General features: G+C 58.3%; 14 protein-coding genes. 6 read left to right on the forward strand and 8 right to left on the reverse strand.

Annotation, left to right across the window (positions count from 1 at the left end):
* Positions 1 to 76: 76 nt before the first annotated feature.
* The 3 genes from ACA054_RS16715 to ACA054_RS16725 are packed head-to-tail and all read right to left on the reverse strand — an operon-like array spanning position 77 to position 3,372.
* Positions 77 to 1,042: an HlyD family secretion protein gene (locus ACA054_RS16715; RefSeq protein WP_497685234.1), complete on the reverse strand. Its 966-nt coding sequence runs from the start codon at positions 1,040 to 1,042 to the stop codon at positions 77 to 79.
* A 4-nt stretch (positions 1,043 to 1,046) separates the two neighbouring features.
* On the reverse strand, positions 1,047 to 1,247 hold the full coding sequence (locus tag ACA054_RS16720) for a DUF1656 domain-containing protein (protein WP_008061285.1): 201 nt from the start codon (positions 1,245 to 1,247) through the stop codon (positions 1,047 to 1,049).
* The gene (locus ACA054_RS16725) at positions 1,237 to 3,372 is read right to left on the reverse strand and encodes an FUSC family protein (RefSeq protein ID WP_497685235.1); all 2,136 of its coding nucleotides are present in this window, start codon (positions 3,370 to 3,372) and stop codon (positions 1,237 to 1,239) included. Before ACA054_RS16725 ends, ACA054_RS16720 begins: the two co-directional genes overlap by 11 nt.
* Before the next feature lie 147 nt (positions 3,373 to 3,519).
* Between ACA054_RS16725 and ACA054_RS16730 the strand changes: the two genes are divergently transcribed.
* The 4 genes from ACA054_RS16730 to ACA054_RS16745 all read left to right on the forward strand — a co-directional run bounded on the left by ACA054_RS16730 (position 3,520) and on the right by ACA054_RS16745 (position 8,887).
* Positions 3,520 to 4,575, forward strand: coding sequence for a tetratricopeptide repeat protein (locus ACA054_RS16730; RefSeq protein WP_497685236.1), 1,056 nt, complete (start codon positions 3,520 to 3,522; stop codon positions 4,573 to 4,575).
* A gap of 799 nt (positions 4,576 to 5,374) precedes the next feature.
* Positions 5,375 to 5,767 carry a hypothetical protein gene (locus tag ACA054_RS16735; RefSeq protein WP_497685237.1) on the forward strand — a complete coding sequence of 131 codons (393 nt, stop codon included), beginning with the start codon at positions 5,375 to 5,377 and terminating at the stop codon, positions 5,765 to 5,767.
* The gene (locus ACA054_RS16740; RefSeq protein ID WP_497685238.1) at positions 5,718 to 7,220 is read left to right on the forward strand and encodes an ATPase domain-containing protein; all 1,503 of its coding nucleotides are present in this window, start codon (positions 5,718 to 5,720) and stop codon (positions 7,218 to 7,220) included. Before ACA054_RS16735 ends, ACA054_RS16740 begins: the two co-directional genes overlap by 50 nt.
* Positions 7,217 to 8,887 carry an ATP-binding protein gene (locus ACA054_RS16745; protein ID WP_497685239.1) on the forward strand — a complete coding sequence of 557 codons (1,671 nt, stop codon included), beginning with the start codon at positions 7,217 to 7,219 and terminating at the stop codon, positions 8,885 to 8,887. The genes ACA054_RS16740 and ACA054_RS16745 overlap by 4 nt, the downstream gene beginning before the upstream one ends.
* Before the next feature lie 142 nt (positions 8,888 to 9,029).
* Here the strand turns inward: ACA054_RS16745 and ACA054_RS16750 are convergent, their stop codons facing one another.
* From ACA054_RS16750 to ACA054_RS16770, 5 genes are all read right to left on the reverse strand, one after another.
* The gene (locus ACA054_RS16750; RefSeq protein ID WP_497634943.1) at positions 9,030 to 9,407 is read right to left on the reverse strand and encodes a response regulator; all 378 of its coding nucleotides are present in this window, start codon (positions 9,405 to 9,407) and stop codon (positions 9,030 to 9,032) included.
* A 77-nt stretch (positions 9,408 to 9,484) separates the two neighbouring features.
* Positions 9,485 to 10,666 carry a hybrid sensor histidine kinase/response regulator gene (locus ACA054_RS16755; RefSeq protein WP_497685240.1) on the reverse strand — a complete coding sequence of 394 codons (1,182 nt, stop codon included), beginning with the start codon at positions 10,664 to 10,666 and terminating at the stop codon, positions 9,485 to 9,487.
* Positions 10,660 to 11,253: a chemotaxis protein CheB gene (locus ACA054_RS16760; RefSeq protein WP_497685241.1), complete on the reverse strand. Its 594-nt coding sequence runs from the start codon at positions 11,251 to 11,253 to the stop codon at positions 10,660 to 10,662. Before ACA054_RS16760 ends, ACA054_RS16755 begins: the two co-directional genes overlap by 7 nt.
* The gene (locus tag ACA054_RS16765) at positions 11,250 to 12,083 is read right to left on the reverse strand and encodes a CheR family methyltransferase (protein WP_497685242.1); all 834 of its coding nucleotides are present in this window, start codon (positions 12,081 to 12,083) and stop codon (positions 11,250 to 11,252) included. The genes ACA054_RS16760 and ACA054_RS16765 overlap by 4 nt, the downstream gene beginning before the upstream one ends.
* Positions 12,084 to 15,572: a response regulator gene (locus tag ACA054_RS16770; RefSeq protein WP_497685243.1), complete on the reverse strand. Its 3,489-nt coding sequence runs from the start codon at positions 15,570 to 15,572 to the stop codon at positions 12,084 to 12,086.
* Positions 15,573 to 15,835: 263 nt separating this feature from the next.
* Between ACA054_RS16770 and ACA054_RS16775 the strand changes: the two genes are divergently transcribed.
* Both ACA054_RS16775 and ACA054_RS16780 read left to right on the forward strand, forming a co-directional pair.
* Positions 15,836 to 16,195: a response regulator gene (locus ACA054_RS16775; protein ID WP_497685244.1), complete on the forward strand. Its 360-nt coding sequence runs from the start codon at positions 15,836 to 15,838 to the stop codon at positions 16,193 to 16,195.
* Positions 16,196 to 16,405: 210 nt separating this feature from the next.
* A complete protein-coding gene (locus ACA054_RS16780; protein ID WP_497685245.1) occupies positions 16,406 to 19,114 on the forward strand; it encodes a hypothetical protein in 2,709 nt (902 codons plus the stop codon).
* Positions 19,115 to 19,161 lie beyond the last annotated feature (47 nt).

Consider the following 19,161-nt stretch of genomic DNA (forward strand, 5'->3'; position numbering starts at 1 on the left):
GCGAAGAGGCCATTACATCCAACATCAATGCTGACTGACCCACCGCTTTCGCGAGCAGGCTCGCTCCCACATTTGGTCAGCGGTGATCTTGGGAATTGTGGTTTTCCCGGACGGTCACGGTGGCCGTTGTCCCCGCCCGCAATTTGTCTTTACCAGCATAATCCTCGTCGATCCTGATCCGCACCGGCACCCGCTGCGCCAGTTTGACCCAGGTGTAGCTGGGGTTGATGTTCGCCAGCAAGCGTCCGCCCGGCAGGTTTTCCCGGTCGGCAATGGCGAAGGCGATGCTTTGCACGGTGCCACCGAAACGTTCGCCGCTCATCAACTCGATGTCGACCCGATCACCCTCGCCGATTCGCGGCAGTTTGGTTTCTTCGAAATAGCCGCTGACGTAAAACGAATCGCTGTCCACCAGTGCCACCAGTGCACCGCCTGCGGTCGCGTAGTCGCCCTGGCGGGTCAGCAGGTTGGTGACGTAGCCGCTGACCGGCGATTCGACCCGGGTGCGCGCAAGGTCGTGTTCAGCCTCGGCCAAGGCGGCAATGGCCAGTTGCACGTTGGCCTGGGCAAACCCCAGGTTGGCCTGGTTGCGCAGCAAATCGGCCTCGGCCACCGAGACATCGGTGCTGGATTTTTCCCACTCTTCACCCGAAATTGCCGAGCGCTCCTTGAGGGTCCGCCGGCGCCGCTCCTCGCTCTGACGCTGCTTGAGCAGGGCCTGGCTGGCAACAATGGTTGCCTGCGATTGCCCCAATGATGCCTTCGCCACTTCCACTGAACGTTTGGCATGCTCCACCGCCAGGACGTAACGCGAGGGATCGATTTCCAGCAGCAACTGGCCCTTGTCCACATGCTGGTTGTCGTGCACACCGAGTTTGACGATGCGGCCCGCAACATCGGCGGACAAGGTCACCACATCGGCACGCACCCGTGCATCGCGGGTCCAGGGGGCGCGGGTGTAGTGCTCCCAGGCAAACCAGCCGAGCACAAAAGCCAGCACCACCACCGCCACCGTGGTGAGATGGGCAAGGATCTTCTTCACGGCATCAGGCTCCCATCACCAGGATCAACGTCGCGCACACGCAGACGTACAACGCGCCTTCGAACAAGGCCTCATGCCAGACGAACTGCAACACGCCGAGGCGCCGCAGAATCCAGTCCAGCACCAGGAAAACCGGCACCCCCAGCAGCAATGCCTGGGCGATCGGCGGCAGGTAGACGCCGCCTATTTCCAGATCAATGGGCAAGCTCGGGGACTCCTTGCAAGGTGGCGGGTTCGAAGTGGCCACGGTGGCGTTCCAGGAACGACACCACGATCAACAGCGCCACGCGCATGCGAAACACCGACCAGAGGTGTTCATGAACGCTGGAATGCAGCGCGTCCAGTTGATCGCCCAAGGCGTGCAGGCTATCGACCACGCGGTCCACCTCAATGTCGGGCCGGCCTGCGACCAGCCTCCCGGTTTCGCGCACCGTGGCGAACAACCGACTTTGCATCTGCGGGCTGAGCAATGTGTTTTTCTGCCCCTGTTGCCGGAGCTGGTTCAAGGCGATGCCCAGCGCCATGCACCCCAGGCTGACGTCGAACAGGTCGCGCGATGGCTTGTCCTGGATGGCGGGCAACAGTCCCAGCATCGTGGTCAGGCGGTCAACCATGCGGCTCTCGAAGGCAAACTGGTTTTCATCGGTGGCCGGGGTTTTCAGCAAGGCGTAGACCTGCTCGCGGTTCTCCTTGAACAACCGGCGAATCCGCAGCACCGGCCTGAAGGGGAAGATCAAGGCATAGACACTCAACGCCAGTGTGGCGGCGCACACATAAGCGCCCGCAAACTCGAACCACTGGATTGCGCTGTTTTGCCCTGTCCCGGTGTTTTGCGGGCCCAATAACAGAAACGTCATCAGCCCCAGTCCAATCCCCGTGCCCGTAGTGGCCGGGCTGGACAACCCCACCGCGACGGCATACAGCAATGGCGCCAGCAGCAGCGCCAAGAGCTCAAAACTGCTGATCATCGGCACCAGCGCGAACTGCAGCACCGACGACAACACCAGCGCCAGCGCCAGCCCCCGGGCAAAGCTCTGGGCAGCCAGCAGTGGCCGGGGAAACGTCGCCATCAGCGAGCAAAGAATCCCCACCACGACCATCCCGCCCCGGGCGCCGTCCCATCCGGTTTCGATCCAGATCAGCCCGGCCACCATCAGTGCGCAGTAAGCGCGGATGGCATTCATCGTCGCCAGGGTGAAATCCAGGTGCAACGGGTTGGCCTGACCGCGAAAAACGCTACTGGCCTTGCGCCCGCTCTGGATCACATCGCTCAATTCCAGAATCGTTTCAAGCTGCTGCAGCATTCGCGCCTGTTCCCAGCGCAACGACCATGACAACGAGCGCAAGGTGGCCTTCAAGGGCTCGATCAATTGCTCCGAGCGGTACGCCAGTGCATCGAAACGCTGTTGCAACGCAGCAAACTGGCGCCGCTGCTCGCTGGGCATCGCACGCCCCTGCCGGGCCAGTTCATCGAGCAAGACCAGTTCTTCGCTGAGCAACTGCTGGATTTCCCCGGGTATCTCGCCTTCCCAGCGTTCGAGCAACAGTTCGCGCTGATGGCGCAATGCGGTGAGCCTTGCCGTCAGTAGCACCAGTTGGTTGCCGAGCAATTGCACCAGGTCGTCGGCGCTGCGCAAACGCGGCGCGTCGTAATACAGATGCCGGCGCACCCCCTCCAGCGCACTGATCTGCCCCAGCAACTGCATTTGCCGACGGTGGAAGTCGGCCTCGCTTTCCTCGGTACGGATGACGGCGCTGGCATGGGTCGCCAGCAGCTTGATCACCTGGTCGATCCTGTCGAAATACTCCTTGGCCACGGCCTCCGGGCGCGCGGTCAGCAGGCTGACGACGCAGACGCAGGCCACCGCCAGCAGCGTCTCGGTCACGCGGGTCACGGCCAGCAGGAAGGTACCGTCCTGATCGGGGACCGCCAGCAGTCCCACGACCACTGCCGTATACCCGCTGAGGACAAATGCCTGGGAACTGGTATAGCGCAACAAGGTGCCACCGGCGGTGCACAGCGCCAGCCACAGGGACAAGGTCATGATGAAAGGCAGCGGCGCCTGGGGGAAGATCGCCATGATCACCACGGCCACCGCCGCCCCCAGGGTGGTGCCGATGACCTGACCGAAACTGCGGGCCAGCACCATGCCGGCCAAGGGTTGACTGATGATGACCACGGCCATGATCGACCACTTGGGTTGCTCGAGGTCGAATACAAACGCCAGGTACAGGGTCAACAGCCCGGCCGCGATGGTTCTCAAGGCGAACAGCAGCACGCCGCGCCCGGGGTTGAGCATCGCCTTGAAGTATTGCAGCAGCGCTTGCATGGGAACGCCCGTCCAATCCACTCCAGCAAGCGTAGTCACAGCCGCGGGGTCTGGACAGGTTTGAGTATCGCAGTCAGGGTTTGACTCCAGGCCCTGCCTGACCGAAGCTGACAGCTTTGCCAAAGCCTGCCAGCTTCCGGATTCTGCATGCCCCAGTCCCGCCGCTACCTGCTCATCAGCCTCTGTGTCCTGTTTGCCATCGGCCTTGCCTGGATGTTCCTGCGCAGCAGCACCCCCGTGGTGCCCGAAGCGATCAAGCGCGGTTACAGCGAAGCACTGGCGGCGGCCCGAAACGGCCAACCGGGGGCCGCGCGGGTGCTCTACCAGCAATTGGCCCGCCCAGACATTTCGCCCAAGCGGCGCGTCTGGCTGCATGCCGAACTGCCCAACTACCCTAGTTCCGTAGCGCTGAAACTGGCGGATGCGGACTTGCAGCATGAGGCGCCCGAGGTCCGTATCGCGGCGATCAAAAGTATCAGCGGGCTGGTGCCCAGCGGCCAGCGCAGCCTGTTGCTTGGGCCGTTGCTCGATGACAGCGAGCAAAACGTACGCCTGGCCGCCGTCAATGCGCTGCTGGGCTTGTCGCCCGATGATCTCGGCCTGTATTTCGGCGCGCTGGAGCAGGCCATCGACGCCTGGCAGCTGGTTCTGAAAAACGCGCCTGAAAGCGCCGACAACTACTTTCAGCTGGCGCGGCTGCATCTGCACAACGCCCAATTGAAAGAGGCGCAACAGGCGCTCGACCACTCCTTGCGCCTGGCCCCTGGCAATCTACCGGCACTGGTGATGCAGATTGATGTACTGGACAAACTGGGCCAGAGCGACGCCGCCCGCCAACTGTTGGCCAAACAGCTCAAAGCCCAACCCGACTCGGCCTATCTGCAACATGCGCTGGGGCTTTGGTTGCTGCATCACGGCCAAAGCGAGTTCGCCCTCCTCGGATTATCCAAGGCCGTGGAGCTTGAACCGAACAACAAGGATTACCGCTACGACCTGGCCACCACGCTGCATGGCGAGCAGGAATTGGAAGCGGCGCAGAAACAGCTGCAGGAAATCGTTCAGCGGCATCCGAATGATCGCAAGGCGCGGGTATTGTTGATCAATTACTGGAAGGAAAGCGGACAGCTACAGAACGTGCAGATTCTGTTGGCGCAGCTCGAACAAATGAATCCGGATGATCCCGCATTGCAGCAAGGGCTATAGAAGATCTCTGTGGGATCTGGCCTGCCGGCGATGGCAGCCTGACAGCCGACCTGGATTCTGTTGACCGTGTACATATCCATAGCTGCGGTAACGGCCACTTATGGTTTCGCCCTTACGGCGAGTCACTTGGAAAAACGGAACGCCGCCCGGCCTGTAGGAGCGAGCCTGCTCGCGATGGAGGTCAACGATGACGCGGGGAGCCTGACACCCCGTGGTGCTCTCAGGTTTTTCGCGAGCATGCTCGCTCCTACAGGGCCCGCCGCCATCGGCCATCCATGGCCGGCGGCGGCTAACCCGGCATCCATGCCGGGTTGCCCACTGCGCAGAACCTCCACTCGGCCTCTCGGCAAGAAAATCAAAAGCCAAAGCAAGGCGAGGCGGCCTTAAAGCCGACCTGATTGCAGGTCTGTCCGCGATCCAACTGTGGGAGCGAGCCTGCTCGCGAAAAACGTCCAGACAACGTGTTCATCCAGACAGGGCGCGTTATCGTTGACGTCCATCGCGAGCAGGCTCGCTCCCACAGGGTGTTGGGGGTATCCGCAAAAGTCAGGTCGGCTGTCAGGCCGCCTCGCTTTAGCTTTAGATTTGGACGCCCCGTTAAACCACGATGGCCGAACGCAGGCATTGCTCCGTGGGTAAACCGGCAGGACGCCGGTTTACCCACGGAGCAATGCCGGAGAGAGGGCATGCCGAGCCACAGCGAGGCACCGAGTGGTGGGGCAAAGCCTTTTGCTTACTTTTCGCTGGGCCGGCATTCCGGCGTTTGGAAAAGTGAGTCTCCGTAAGGGCGAAACCCTAAGTGGCCGTTACCGTAGCAATGGATATGTACGCCAAAAAAATCCAGCAAAAAAAACCGGTCCTCTCAGGCCGCATGCGCAGAACCTGCGCTCGGCCTCTCGAGGAGCAAGAAGATCAAAGCCAAAGCAAACGGCCGGCCTGTTCGCAAGCTGTACGCATCCCCCCTGTGGCAGCTGGTTTGCCGGATCGCCGCATCGCCGCATCGCCGCATCGCAGCGATGGCGTCATTCAGATCGCCCCTCAACAAAAAGTTGAACGCTCATTGCCGCCAAAGGTCAAGAGAACAGGCAGCCCGTCACGCGTCGCCAGCTGCCTCGTTTCCCCTAGTCATGAGAGGGCATTTTTTGTCTACATCCAACGAGTTGATCAGCGTAAAAGCCGCCACAGGGATTGATGGTCTCGATGACATCCTCAATGGCGGACTGTCCCGCGGCCATGTGTTCTTGCTTGAGGGAGAACCCGGGACCGGCAAAACCACGGTCGCCTTGCACTTTTTGTTGGCCGGCGCCCGAGTCGGCGAGCGCTCGTTGTACATCACCCTGTCCGAAACCGAACGCGAATTGCGCCAGGGTGCGCGCTCCCATGGCTGGGAGCTGGACGATAACGTCCATATCTTCGAACTGACGCCCCCCGAAAGCCTGCTGACTGCCGAGCACCAGCAATCGCTGCTGTACTCCGCGGACCTGGAACTGGGCGAGGCCACCAAACAGATTTTTGAAGTCGTCGAACGCGTCAGGCCGACCCGCGTGGTGCTCGATAGTCTCTCGGAGATTCGCCTGCTGGCGCAAAGCTCGCTGCGCTACCGTCGGCAGATCCTCGCCATCAAGCACTACTTCGTGCGCTACGAGGCCACGGTGCTGCTGCTCGACGACCTGACCACCGAATCCCTGGACAAGACCGTGCACAGCGTTGCCCACGGAGTGATTCGCCTGGAGGAACTGACGCCCAACTATGGCGCCGAGCGCCGACGCGTTCGTGTGGTGAAATACCGTGGCCAGAAATACCGCGGCGGCTTTCATGATTTCACCATCATGGGCGACGGCGTACACGTGTTCCCGCGCCTGGTGGCCGCCGAGCACCGTGGGGACTACTTGCGACAACAGTTGACCAGCGGCATCCGCGAAATGGATGCGCTGCTCGGTGGCGGTATCGAGACGGGGTCAAGCACGCTGATCCTTGGCCCGGCCGGCACTGGCAAGTCGCTGATCTCGATGATTTTCGCCGCCGCTGCCGTGGCCCGAGGTGAAAAAGCGGCACTGTTTATCTTCGATGAAGAGCTTGGCCTGCTGTTCGCACGCATGAAGAACATCGGTATTGATTTGAGTGTGCTGCAAGACAGCGGCAATCTGCTGATCGAGCAAGTGGATGCCGCCGAACTCTCCCCCGGCGAGTTTTCCCACCGGGTCCGTCGCTGCGTCGATCAGGGCGACATCAAGACCGTGGTGATCGACAGCATCAACGGCTATCAAGCGGCGATGCCGGAAGAAAACGCCCTGGTGCTGCACATGCACGAGTTGCTGCTGTACCTCAATCGCAAAGGGGCGGCGACATTCATGACAGTCGCCCAGCATGGCCTGGTCGGTGACATGCAAGCCCCGGTAGACATCACCTACCTGGCCGATACGGTCGTTCTGTTGCGCTACTTCGAAGCCGTGGGCAAGGTACGGCGAGCCATTTCGATCATCAAGAAACGCACCGGCAGCCATGAATCGACCATCCGCGAATACAAAATCAGCGCCAACGGCATGACCATCGGCGAGCCGCTGGAAACCTTCCAGGGCGTATTGCGCGGTGTCCCGACCTACCTGGGCGCCAGCAATCCCCTGCTTGGGGATGAAATACCGTGACAGTCAATGAAGCGACGTCCGAGCGTGCGATCATTCTTGCACCCTTAGGAAGGGACAGTCAGATCGCCTTGATGCTGCTCAATGAAGCGGGCTTCAGCGGTGTCGTCAGTACCGACCTGCCGGGGCTTTGCCACGAACTGGAGCAAGGCGCCGGCTTGTTGCTCATGTCCAGCGAAGCCTTGCTGCGCAGCGATCTTGAGCCGCTGCTGGGCCTGATCGAGCAACAACCGGCCTGGTCCGATTTGCCGATCGTTCTGCTGACTCACCATGGTGGCCCGGAACATAATCCGGCGTCACGCTTTGGCCCCCTGTTGGGCAATGTCACGTTCCTCGAACGCCCCTTCCACCCGGAAACCTTGATCAGCCTGGTAGGGGCCGCCCTGCGCGGTCGCCGACGACAGTATGAAGCCAGGGATCGGCTGGTCGACTTGAGCCAGAGTGAACTGCGCCTGCAAACCACCCTCGAGACCCTGGAGCAACAGGTCGAAGAGCGCACCGCGCAACTGCGTCATAACGAGGAGGTACTGCGTCAATCGCAAAAGATGGAAGCGGTCGGCCAACTCACCGGTGGCATTGCCCACGACTTCAACAACATGCTGACCGGCATCATCGGCAGCCTGGAGTTGTTGCGCCGGCGTCTGGCCCGTGGGCGTACGGAGGATCTGGACAGCCTGATCGACCTCGGCGTGACGTCCGCCAATCGCGCGGCAAGCCTGACTCACCGTCTGCTGGCGTTTTCCCGTCGCCAGTCGCTCGACTCCAAGCCCGTGGAAATGAATAACCTGGTGGTCTCCATGGGCGAACTGTTGCAACGCAGCATCAACGAAAGCATTCACTTGGACATGCAGTTGAGCGAGCAACTATGGGTCGCCGAAGCCGACCCCAATCAACTGGAAAGTGCCCTGCTCAACCTGGTCATCAATGCCCGTGACGCCATGCCTGATGGTGGAAAACTGCTGGTGCAGACCTCGAACCGGCAGTTGGACGCCGATTTCACCAGGCCCCACAGTAACCTCGAGCCAGGCGACTACGTGGTGCTGAGCGTCACCGACAATGGCTGCGGGATGCCGCAAAACACGATCAATCGAGCCTTCGACCCGTTCTTTACCACCAAGCCCATCGGCCAGGGCACCGGCCTCGGCTTATCGATGATCTATGGCTTCAGCAAACAATCGGGCGGGCATGTCGCCATTCAAAGCGAAGTCGGCGAAGGTACCACGGTGAACCTGTATTTGCCGCGCTTTGGCGGTGACCTGCCCCAGGACAACCTGATCGACATCGAACATCCCCCCTACGCGCAAAATGGCGAGACCGTGCTGATCGTCGAGGACGATCCGGCGGTGCGGCTGTTGGTCAGCAACGTGTTGAGTGATCTGGGATATGCCTTTGTCGAGGCCAGCGATGCCGACAGTGCGATGCCGATCCTCGACTCGGCCCAGCGCATCGATCTGCTGATCAGCGACGTCGGCCTGCCCGGAATGAATGGTCGGCAACTGGCGGAAATCGGCCGACAGCTGCGGCCAGACCTGAGGGTCTTGTTCATTACCGGTTATGCCGAACATGCCGCGGTGCGCGGCGGGTTCCTGGATCCGGGCATGCAGATGATCACCAAGCCGTTTACTTTCGATCTGTTGACGGCGAAGGTGCAGGAGATGATTCGCGTCTGAAGGATTGCGTGTTGAATGTGATGACGCCATCGCGAGCAAGCTCGCTCCCACAGGGTAGAGGTAACGACGCCCACCCAATGTGGGAGCGAGCTTGCTCGCGATGGTGTGCCGGCCAGCATCAATGCAGGATGATTCGCATCTGTCAGGAGAGCATGTCCTGCATCAGTTCCTGCAACCTGTCCAGATCGAATGGTTTCTCCAGAATCGGCGCCGTACGTGTAATCGGGCTGTCCGTCTCGCGGATTTCCTGGGCGTAGCCACTGATGAAAATCACCTTGAGCTCGGGCCGCAGTTTCACCGCGGGCTCGGCGATCTGCACGCCAGAGATCCCGCCGGGCAGGCGGAAGTCGGTGATCATCATGTCCAGGTGTGGTTTGCTGGCGAGGATCTCGAAGGCCTGCTCGCCGTTTTCGGCTTGCAGGACCCGGTAACCCTCCCCCGACAGATAGGCCGACAGCACCATCAGGATTGAGGGATCGTCCTCGACGACGAGGACTACATCTTGTGCATCTTCACTCATGGGAAGCCTTTGTTCGGTCAATAGCTGCTGATACGACCCTGGGGTCGATCAGAGGTTGCGTTTATCTGGCTGTTTTCCTACAGCGGCAGACAAACGCGAAACAGGGCGCCTTCGCCAATCCGGCTTTCGACGGTAATGGTACCGCCATGGGCGGTGACTATCTGTTCGGAAATAAACAACCCCAAGCCCAGCCCGGCAGCAACATGGTTGGCCGAGACGCGCTCGAATTGCTGGAAAATCCGTTGCTGGTTCTCTTCACTGATGCCGATTCCGAAATCACGGACTTCCACCCGTGCTTCACCGTTCTCACTGTACACCTTCAGGGTGATCGGGCTCTTGGCGCCATAACGCAGGGCGTTGGTCAGCAGGTTGGAAATCACCTGTTCAATACGAAATTCATCCCAATCGCCCATCACCGGGCGCTCGGCCTCCAGGCTGACCGACGCTTCGGCGGCTTCGATCTGCTGGGCGAAATTGTGCAGCAAACCGCGAGCCAGCGCCGCCAGATCAAAGTGTGTGGGGCGGATCGACAGCTTGCCGGTACGAATGCGTGACACATCGAGCATGTCTTCGATCAGGCGGATCAGGCTTTTGATCTGCCGTTCGTCGCGATCGACCATGGCGTGCATCTTGTCGAGGGTAAACGCCGCGGCGTTGTCCCGAGCCAGATGCATCTTGCGCAACTGGGTTTCGAGAATCAGACCGTTAAGCGGCGTGCGCACTTCATGGGCAACGATGGACATGAAGTCATCGCGCATGCGCACCGCCTGCTCCAGCTCAAGCTGGGTACTCTGCAACTGCTTGAGCAGCGCTTCCTGCTCCCGGCGGCTCTGCTCCAGCGCTTCGACCTGTTGCTTCATGGCCTTGCTCTGGCGATAGAGGTCGACGAAGACATTGACCTTGCTCTTGACCGCCTGGATATCCAGGGGCTTGTGCAGGAAATCGACGGCGCCGCTTTCGTAGCCCTTGAACGCGTAGTTCAGTTCGCGACCGGCGGCACTGACGAACACGATCGGGATGCTCCTGGTCTTTTCCGTGCCTCGCATCAACTCGGCCAGTTCAAAACCGTTCATGCCCGGCATCTGCACGTCGAGGATGGCCATGGCGAATTCGTGTTGCAACAACAGCGACAAGGCTTCGTCGGCTGACAGCGCCTTGTAGACGATGCGATCTTCACGCTTGATCAGCGCTTCAAGTGCCAATAGGTTTTCTGGCAGATCATCGACGATCAGCAGTTTGGCCTGGATATTTCTTAGCATGCGATTCTTTCCAGCTCGACTAGCAAACGGCCGATGCCGCGTATGGGGAGTATGTGATCGGGTTGCACGATATCCAGCGCCGCTTGGGGCATGGTCGCGACTTGGGCGTCGTCTGGGTCCTGGACGATGGTCAGCCCGCCACGCTGCTTGACTTGGGACAAGCCCTTCGCGCCATCCTGGTTGGCACCGGTTAGCAACACCGCGGCCAGGGTCGGTCCGTAGGCATCGGCGGCCGATTCGAACAGATAGTCGATGGCCGGCCGCGAATGATGCACACGGTCTTCCAGGCTCAGGGAAAAGCTGCGGTCCTGTTCAACCGACAAGTGATACCCGGGTGTGGCGAAATACAGGGTTCCGGCTTCGACCGGGGTTTTGTCCCTGGCCTCCAGGACCGGCAGCGACACTCGCCGGGCGAAGACTTCCGCCAGGTGGCTGCGGCGCTCGTCGGGCAGGTGCAGGACCACGATGATCGGCAGTACGAAACCCACCCGCAGCGGACCGAGGATGTTGAGCAGCGCCTCTACTCCGCCAGCCGATGCGCCGATCACAATCGCTTCTATGGAAGGTAAGCCCGTTGCGCTGTTCATGATTTGCGATAGATCCGTTCCTGTTTGACCAACGGCTCGAACTGGTTGCCGAAGGCTGAAAAATCCGGGGTTTCCTTGCTGCCAAGCACCAGGAAGCCGCGGTGGCAAAGCGACTCATGAAACAACCCGAAAGCGCGATCCTGAAGCTTTTTATTGAAGTAAATCAATACATTACGACATGAAATTAATTGAGTTTCTGAGAACACGCTGTCCGTTGCCAGGCTGTGATCGGCGAAGGTGACGTTTTCACACAACGACTTGTCGAAAATCGCGTACCCATAGGCCGCCGTGTAGTAGTCGGCGAAGGAGCACTTGCCCCCGGCCTGCTGGTAGTTGGAAGTGTAGGCGCGGACATTCTCCATGGAGAAAATCCCTTGCTTGGCTTTTTCCAGCGAACGCGGATTGATGTCGGTAGCGTAGATAATGGTGCGCTCGAGCAGGCCTTCCTCGCGCAGCAGGATGGCCATCGAATAGACTTCTTCACCGGTGCTGCACCCGGCGATCCAGATCTTGATCGATGGGTAGGTCTTGAGCAACGGCACCACCTCGCGGCGGATTGCCAGGAAGTGCGAAGGGTCGCGAAACATTTCACTGACCGGAATCGTCAGCAGTTGCAGCAACTGCATGAACGCCGTCGGGTCGTGCAGGACCTTTTCCTGCAACGCCGAGATGGTGTTGCACTCAAATTGGCTTAAGGCGTGCGCTACCCGGCGCTTGATCGATGCGCCGGAGTAATCGCGAAAATCGTAGCTGTACTTGAGGTAGATCGCCTCGATCAACAAGCGCAATTCGATTTCGCTGCTTCGCTCCCCTGAATGATTGCTCTGCACTTAAATGCGTTCCATTTTCGGTAACCACACACGAATCAGCGAGAACAGGCGATCGAGGTCGATGGGCTTGGCCAGGTAATCGTTGGCGCCGGCCTGCAGGCAGCGCTCCTGATCGTCCTTCATGGCCTTGGCCGTCACCGCGATGATCGGCAGTTTGCGCCAGCGCGGCTCCTTGCGGATCAAGGTGGTGGCTTGGAAACCATCCATCTCCGGCATCATCACGTCCATCAACACCAGATCGATGTCTTCGAATTCATTCAATCGCTCAATCGCTTCACGACCGTTACGGCCGATGATCACGACGGCGCCCTTTTGCTCCAACGCACTAGTGAGGGCGAAAATGTTGCGCACATCGTCGTCCACCAACAGCACCTTGCGTCCCTCGAACACCTTGTCGCGGCTGCGGGCGGTCTTGAGCATCCTCTGCCGGTCATGGGACAACCGCGATTCGACTTTGTGCAGAAAAAGTGTCACTTCGTCCAGCAGGCGTTCGGGTGAGCGCGCGCCCTTGATGATGATCGAGCGCGAATATTTGCGCAGTTCGGCCTCTTCGTCCCGGGTCAGGTTGCGCCCGGTATAGACAATCACCGGCGGGAACGAGCAGATGTCTTCGGTGGACATGCGCTTGAGCAGGTCGTTGCCGAGCATGTCCGGGAGCTTGAGGTCGATGATCATGCAATCGAACACGGTGGTGCGCAGCAGTGCCAGGGCGTCCTGCGCCAGGCCGACGGCGGTGATCTCGATGTCTTCATCGCCGATCAGCCGGGAAATGCTATCGCGTTGCAAGTCGTCGTCCTCGACCAGCAACACGCGCTTGACCTTCTGGGTCAGCTTGGCTTCCAGGCGCGCGAACACGTCCTTGAGTTCTTCGCGGGTGGTCGGCTTGACCGCATAACCGATGGCCCCCATGTGCATCGCCGCTTCGACCCGGTCTTCGACCGAAATCACATGCACGGGAATATGCCGGGTCTCGGCGTGTTCCTTCAGGCGTTGCAGCACAGTCAGCCCGGAGTGATCCGGCAGGCGCATGTCGAGCAGGATGGCGTCCGGAATGAATTGCCTGGCCAGGTCATAGCCTTCGTCGGCGCCATGGGCCACCAGGCACTGGTAACCCAGCTCATGGGCGAGGTCATAGAGGATGTGGGCAAAATTCGGCTCATCCTCTACCACCAGGATACAACGCACGGTGAAGGGTGCCTTGAGACGGTCATCGTTAAAACGCGCAATGTTCTCGACCATCGACGGCGCTGTCGGGACGGGTGCGACACTGGTGGCCGTGAGGGCCGGCAAGGCGCGCAACGGCTCGATGGGTTCGTCGCCCGGTTCGACGTATTGCTGCGGCAGGATCAGGCTGAACGCGCTGCCCTGCCCCGGCGTGCTGGCCACATTGATCGAGCCGCCAAGCAGCGCGGCAAGGTCGCGGGAAATCGACAGGCCCAGCCCCGTCCCGCCGTAACGACGATTGGTGGTGCCATCGGCCTGGCGAAAGGCTTCGAAAATGCTCTCCTGTTGATCGTCGGCAATACCGATCCCCGAATCGCTGACGATAAAGGCAATGCCCTGATTCGGCGCCGCGGTCACGGTCAGGCTGACACGGCCTTTCTCGGTGAACTTCACGGCATTGGACAGCAGATTCTTGATGACCTGCTCCACACGCTGGCGGTCGGTATAGATCATCGTCGGCGCACCGTCCTGCAACTCGACCTGGAACTCCAGTTGCTTGTCCGCAGCCAAGGGCTGGAACATCCCGCGCAAGCCGTCCACCAGGCGCGCAACACTGGTGTTTTCCGGGCGTATCTCCAGTTTGCCGGCTTCGACCTTGGAAATATCGAGAATGTCGTTGATCAGGTTGAGCAAGTCGTTGCCGGCCGAGTAAATCGATTCGGCGAACTTGACCTGTTCGGCACTCAGGTTTTCCTGCGGGTTTTCCGCCAACAGCTTGGCCAGGATCAGCGAGCTGTTCAACGGCGTGCGTAGCTCGTGGGACATGTTGGCGAGGAATTCGGACTTGTACTTGCTCGAACGCTGCAATTCTTCGGCGCGCTCTTCGAGCTGAGCCTGGGCCTGATTGAGCTCGGTATTCTTCAGGTCCATGGCATCGCGTTGTTCGGCCAGCACCTGCGCCTGTTCGGCGAGCTGTTCGTTAGTTTGTTCCAATTCGACCTGCTGGGTTTCCAGATGCGCCTGGGATTCCTTGAGAATCCGCGACTGCTCTTCCAGCTCTTCGTTGGCGGTCTTGAGCTCTTCCTGCTGGACCTGCAACTCTTCGTTGAGTTGCTGGGTTTCGGCCAGCACCTCCTGCAAACGCTGGCGATAACGCGCCGCCTCGATGGAGGTTCCGATATTGCCGGCGATGAGTTCCAGCAAATCGATATCACGGTCGGTCAGCGGGCGCAGGAAGCCCAGCTCGATGACGCCATTGGTCCGCTCGTCGTCGCTGGTCGGCACCACCAGCACGCTGCGCGGCAAACCTTCACCGAGACCGGAACTGACCTTGAAATAGTCGCTTGGCACCTCGTCCAGGCGAATCAGGCGGGCGTGTTGCGCCACCTGGCCGACAATGCCTTCGTCACTGTAGATCTGCTGCTCACGCTCCTGCTGCTCGCGGGAAAACCCATAGGACGCCACGCGGCGCAGACCGCCATGTTCTTCGCGCACATAAATGGCCGCCACGGCACTGCCCAGGTACTGCGCGCAGAACTGAAGAATGTTGCGCCCCAGCAAGTTGAGCGATAGCTGCCCCAACACCTGTTCGGCCAGTTGGGTCTGGCCATTGCGCAGCCAGGCCTGTTGCTCCAGCCGCTGGGCACTGGCCTGTTGCGCCGCCAGGGTCGTGGCGTAGCTTTGCGACAGATTGATCAGATCGCGGCGGCCGATGTACGCCAGCAACCCGCTGATACCGGCAATGAACAACAGATAAAGGGTGATGCTCCAGATCGTGGTACGGCGCACTTCCTCGTTACGCGTGGCGCGCAACTGCTGCTCCATGTCGATCACGTCTTCGTACTGCTTGCGGATTTCATCGGTCAGGCGCTTGCCTTTGCCGGCCTTGACCACCCCACGGTAATCACCGTTGCTGCGCTGCAGTTCGATCATCGATTGCGCGTAACCGGCCCACTCCTGCTGCAAGGACTCCAGCCTGTGCAAGCGGTCGGTCTGGACTGGGTTGTCGGCGGTCAATTCAAGCAAGGTTCTGAGCACGACCTGGATGCGTGGCTTGGCCGTTTCGTAGGGCTCGAGAAATTTATCGTCGCTGGTGAGCAGATAACCGCGCATGCCGGTTTCCAGGTCGACCGTCAGTTTGACCGCCTCATTGGCGTTATTGATCACCCGGTCGGTGTGCTCCACCCACTGGATCGTCGACAGCAGATAAGTGATCAGCGACACGAAGAAAACCGCACTGATGGCACCGACGCCCAGCGGCAGGCTGATGTTGCGGCTCAGGAGCTTACGGAATCGTTGCTCATCAACCGAAGACTCAGAGGTCATAGTTAAGCCTTGTTGAACGGGTGAAAACCAAGGAGTTTGCCCCAAAACTGACGCACTGATCCAATTTTCTCACGGGTCTGGCCGCAAAATGCACATTCGACTGCTGCCGCGTCAAAGCAGCGGTTATCCTTTGCCCATACGCGTGCCGCCATTCTTTTTATAGCGTATCGGGAACTTGTCGGGACCCGTCACTTACTCATGCAAGAGAGCCGGCGATTCTGATCGGCCGAAAAACCCACCCACCCTTCTCTGAGAGCGCCATCATGACTGCCAACGCCCCCACCCTCCTGGTCGTCGAAGACGATAGCATCGTGCGCATGTTGATTGTCGACGTGTTGGAGGAGCTGGAGTTCAAGGTCCTTGAGGCCGATGGCAGCGAGCAGGCGCTGGAGTTGATCCGGGACCAGGACCTGCACATTGACCTGATGATGACCGATGTCGGTCTGCCGGGCATGGACGGCCGGGAACTGGCCATTGTAGCGCGCAACCTGCGTCCTGCCCTTCCGATCCTGTTCGCCAGTGGTTATGCCGAAAACATCGATGTGCCCGAAGGCATGCATCTTATTGGCAAACCGTTTTCCATCGATCAGTTGCGGGACAAGGTCAAGGGCATACTTCGCTGAAAGCTGATGCAACGCGACTTGGATGCACTGCAATTCAGGGCTGCGCAAATTTTCAATCAGGGCGAACGCTGTTGTAGCGGCTGTTATGGACAGACAGCCTACATGAGCAAGAAACAATACGTAGAATATAATCCCTGGCCAATCGTACTACTACAACAGTAACTTAGCGCCTGACCAACCCAAAAATCTCTCATTTAAAAAGGATTTTCAATGAGCACCATACTTGCTTCCGACAGTGACCTGAACACGTTAAAAGCGGACACTCAAAACGTCCTGCTCGCAAACAACACGGAAAAACAATCCGTCATTGCAAAAATCGAACACTGGCTGGCGACCACATTGCAACGCCCTCAAGAATTAAAACTTTCCAGCCTGACGTTCTCGACCACACCGAACAGCTCGCTCACAAGAAAACTTGGGATCAGTGAAAGCAATGTTGAGCAGTGGCTGGGATTTTATGGCCACCCGACCCCTAACACCTCAAACCAATTGAAATACCTCGCCCGCCTTCTCAAGCTTGAATTCCCCAAGACTCCCGCAACCGCTAACTACGGCGAATTACTTGCAAATCCAGAACATAGCCCGAACGCCCTGACTACTCAGCAAAGAAATGAGATCAAGAACATAACACGTCAGTTTGGAAAGTTGAATGGCAAACTCATCAATCATTTGCGTGAGAGTACTCTTGGCACAGTAACTGTTGCCAGCTTGAGAGCATCCCCACACAAGCAAATAGTCCATCTGACAAATAGCTCAATTGCCCGCATCTGGGCAAATGGCTACCTGCAAGCCTTGGGATGGTATGGCTCAATCCCGGGCCAGTCAGCCTTTCAAGGTGACCTTCAGCAACTTCTCATGTCAGCCATGTTGCTGGATATTCATCCAAACACCGGGCTCGATGCACACAAAAGACAAGTACTGGGCTACGAGTTGTACAACCCCAAGAATGCAGAGCGACCAGTTTCCGAGATTCTGCTCGATGTGGAAACACATCTGGTGCAGAAAAAATACATCGATGCCCTGACAGCACCGCTGGTAGCGCATATCTACCTGGCCACCGCAGCCCCCGAGTTTCTCGTTCAAAATCTGCCGCAGACCTTGACAGTAGGTTCGCCAGGCTGGGTGACGCTGACATTTACCGTCGCCAAGCTCGAAGCCATTGCGGCGGGATCTTCGCGCTTGATGACCTATGAGCAAGTCATTGCTTACGCCGACATTGAACCGTTCACTGAAGAACTTGAACAGCTGTTCGGGCTTGCCGTGATGGAGCCCCTCCTGAACTGGGGCGCTATGAACGGCGTAATACCCTATGATGTTTCAGGCGAATATTCGGTCGATGACTACACCGCTGCCAACGCTCGCTACATCGAGTACACCGAAGCATTGCAACAGTGCAGTGATGCGTTGAGCACGCCTCTTCCAACGCGCCAAGAGGTGGCAATGAGGGAACTTGAACGCGTCATGCCAGGCGATGTAGATCTTACCAAAAAGTACTACCAGCATAACGCATATGGTTATAATCACCTCAATGAAAAATATTCGATTTGCGACTTATTCATGTCTGGAGACTTCCTTTCTGAAGGCACAAAGAAAAAAAATATTTCACCATTAATATTCTCCACCAGAAACAACGACCCACTCTACACAGAACAGGCTCAATCCAGCCTGCAAAACTTGAAAAACCCGATAGAGCTCTACGGCAAATGCTTCGATGAGTATTTTAAACAGCTCAACCTCGGTTTTTTAAGCACTTTAAAACTCGCAATTTCCAAAGCAGATCCGATTGATCGAACCGCACTGATATTTGGCTCTGTGGAATTTTACACCGTCCGCAAACAAGCTTTATCAACCAAAGAAACCCAAAGATTTCGTAACAAGTACAGGGGGCGCTTCGGAGTGCTTATCCGCGCCGAATACAAAGGCACACCCTATTATTTTGAGTTTTTTACACTGCGCGCCGAGTTAATCAGGCGCATGGATATTGATCTTGACAATACTTGGTGCACCACTCACTTTGAGTATCCTAGATCCACAAACGACACAAATGAAAAGCAGTGGACAACTAAGCACAGGGAATGGCCCATCGATCTCGACGCCTATTTGAACGGTTCTGCGCCAGTCAAAGGAACGAGGTCTATGGTTGTAGTTGAAAAGGTATGGGAGTTGCCTGCAAACAGTCGCGCCGACCAGACCCCACTCGGACAACTGAATACATTTTATTTCCAGCGCACCGCAGATATCGTTAAAAAGGTACTTGAATACTGCCCACCGGCTACTCGTGAGGAGCTATATCCTGTCGGTTTTGGCGTGACCGCCATCGAGGCCGTGCGGAAGAATCGAGAAGAGAATCTCGAAATCTTGCTTAACTTGATCATACCTTTCAAGAGTTGTATCGAGGATTTGACCTCAGGTGATCCCGATCGTGAGGCCTCAGGTGTTGTCGGTTGCGCATTGGATGGCCTTTCAATGATAGGTGCTATCGCTGGTGCTGTGCCGAAATTTGCAAGTATTGCGCTGAAGTCAACGAGCCTGTTGAACAAATCCCTGAAACTGGTCACGTTCAGCGCCAGTTTTGCGTGCGGCCTGGTGAACCCCCTGGACGGTGTTCCGTGCCTGGTAAAAAAGGGGGCCAAAATCACCAAGGGCGGCGCCCTGCTCCTGACCGGGCAAGGATACAAAACATGCAACAAGGCTTCTGGTCAGCTCCGAGCCTTGAGCGGAACATTTGACACGCTTAATGCAGCCAAATCCGTGAAGTGCCCTGGCGTTGTCCCGGCTCGTTTACAGGACATTGGCGAACTTTCAAACGCGAGCGAAATGTTGCTCTTTAAAAGAGGCGTTGATTGGTACATGTTAGAGCTCGATGGCTTCGAACCTCGGGGGCCAAAAGTTGTGAACTTCCAAAACGCAGATGTCTAAGGGCTTTGTCTTTCATCCGGCAGGTGGTGTAGAGCGCAGGTTTGCTT

Source organism: Pseudomonas sp. LBUM1653, assembly GCF_059716115.1.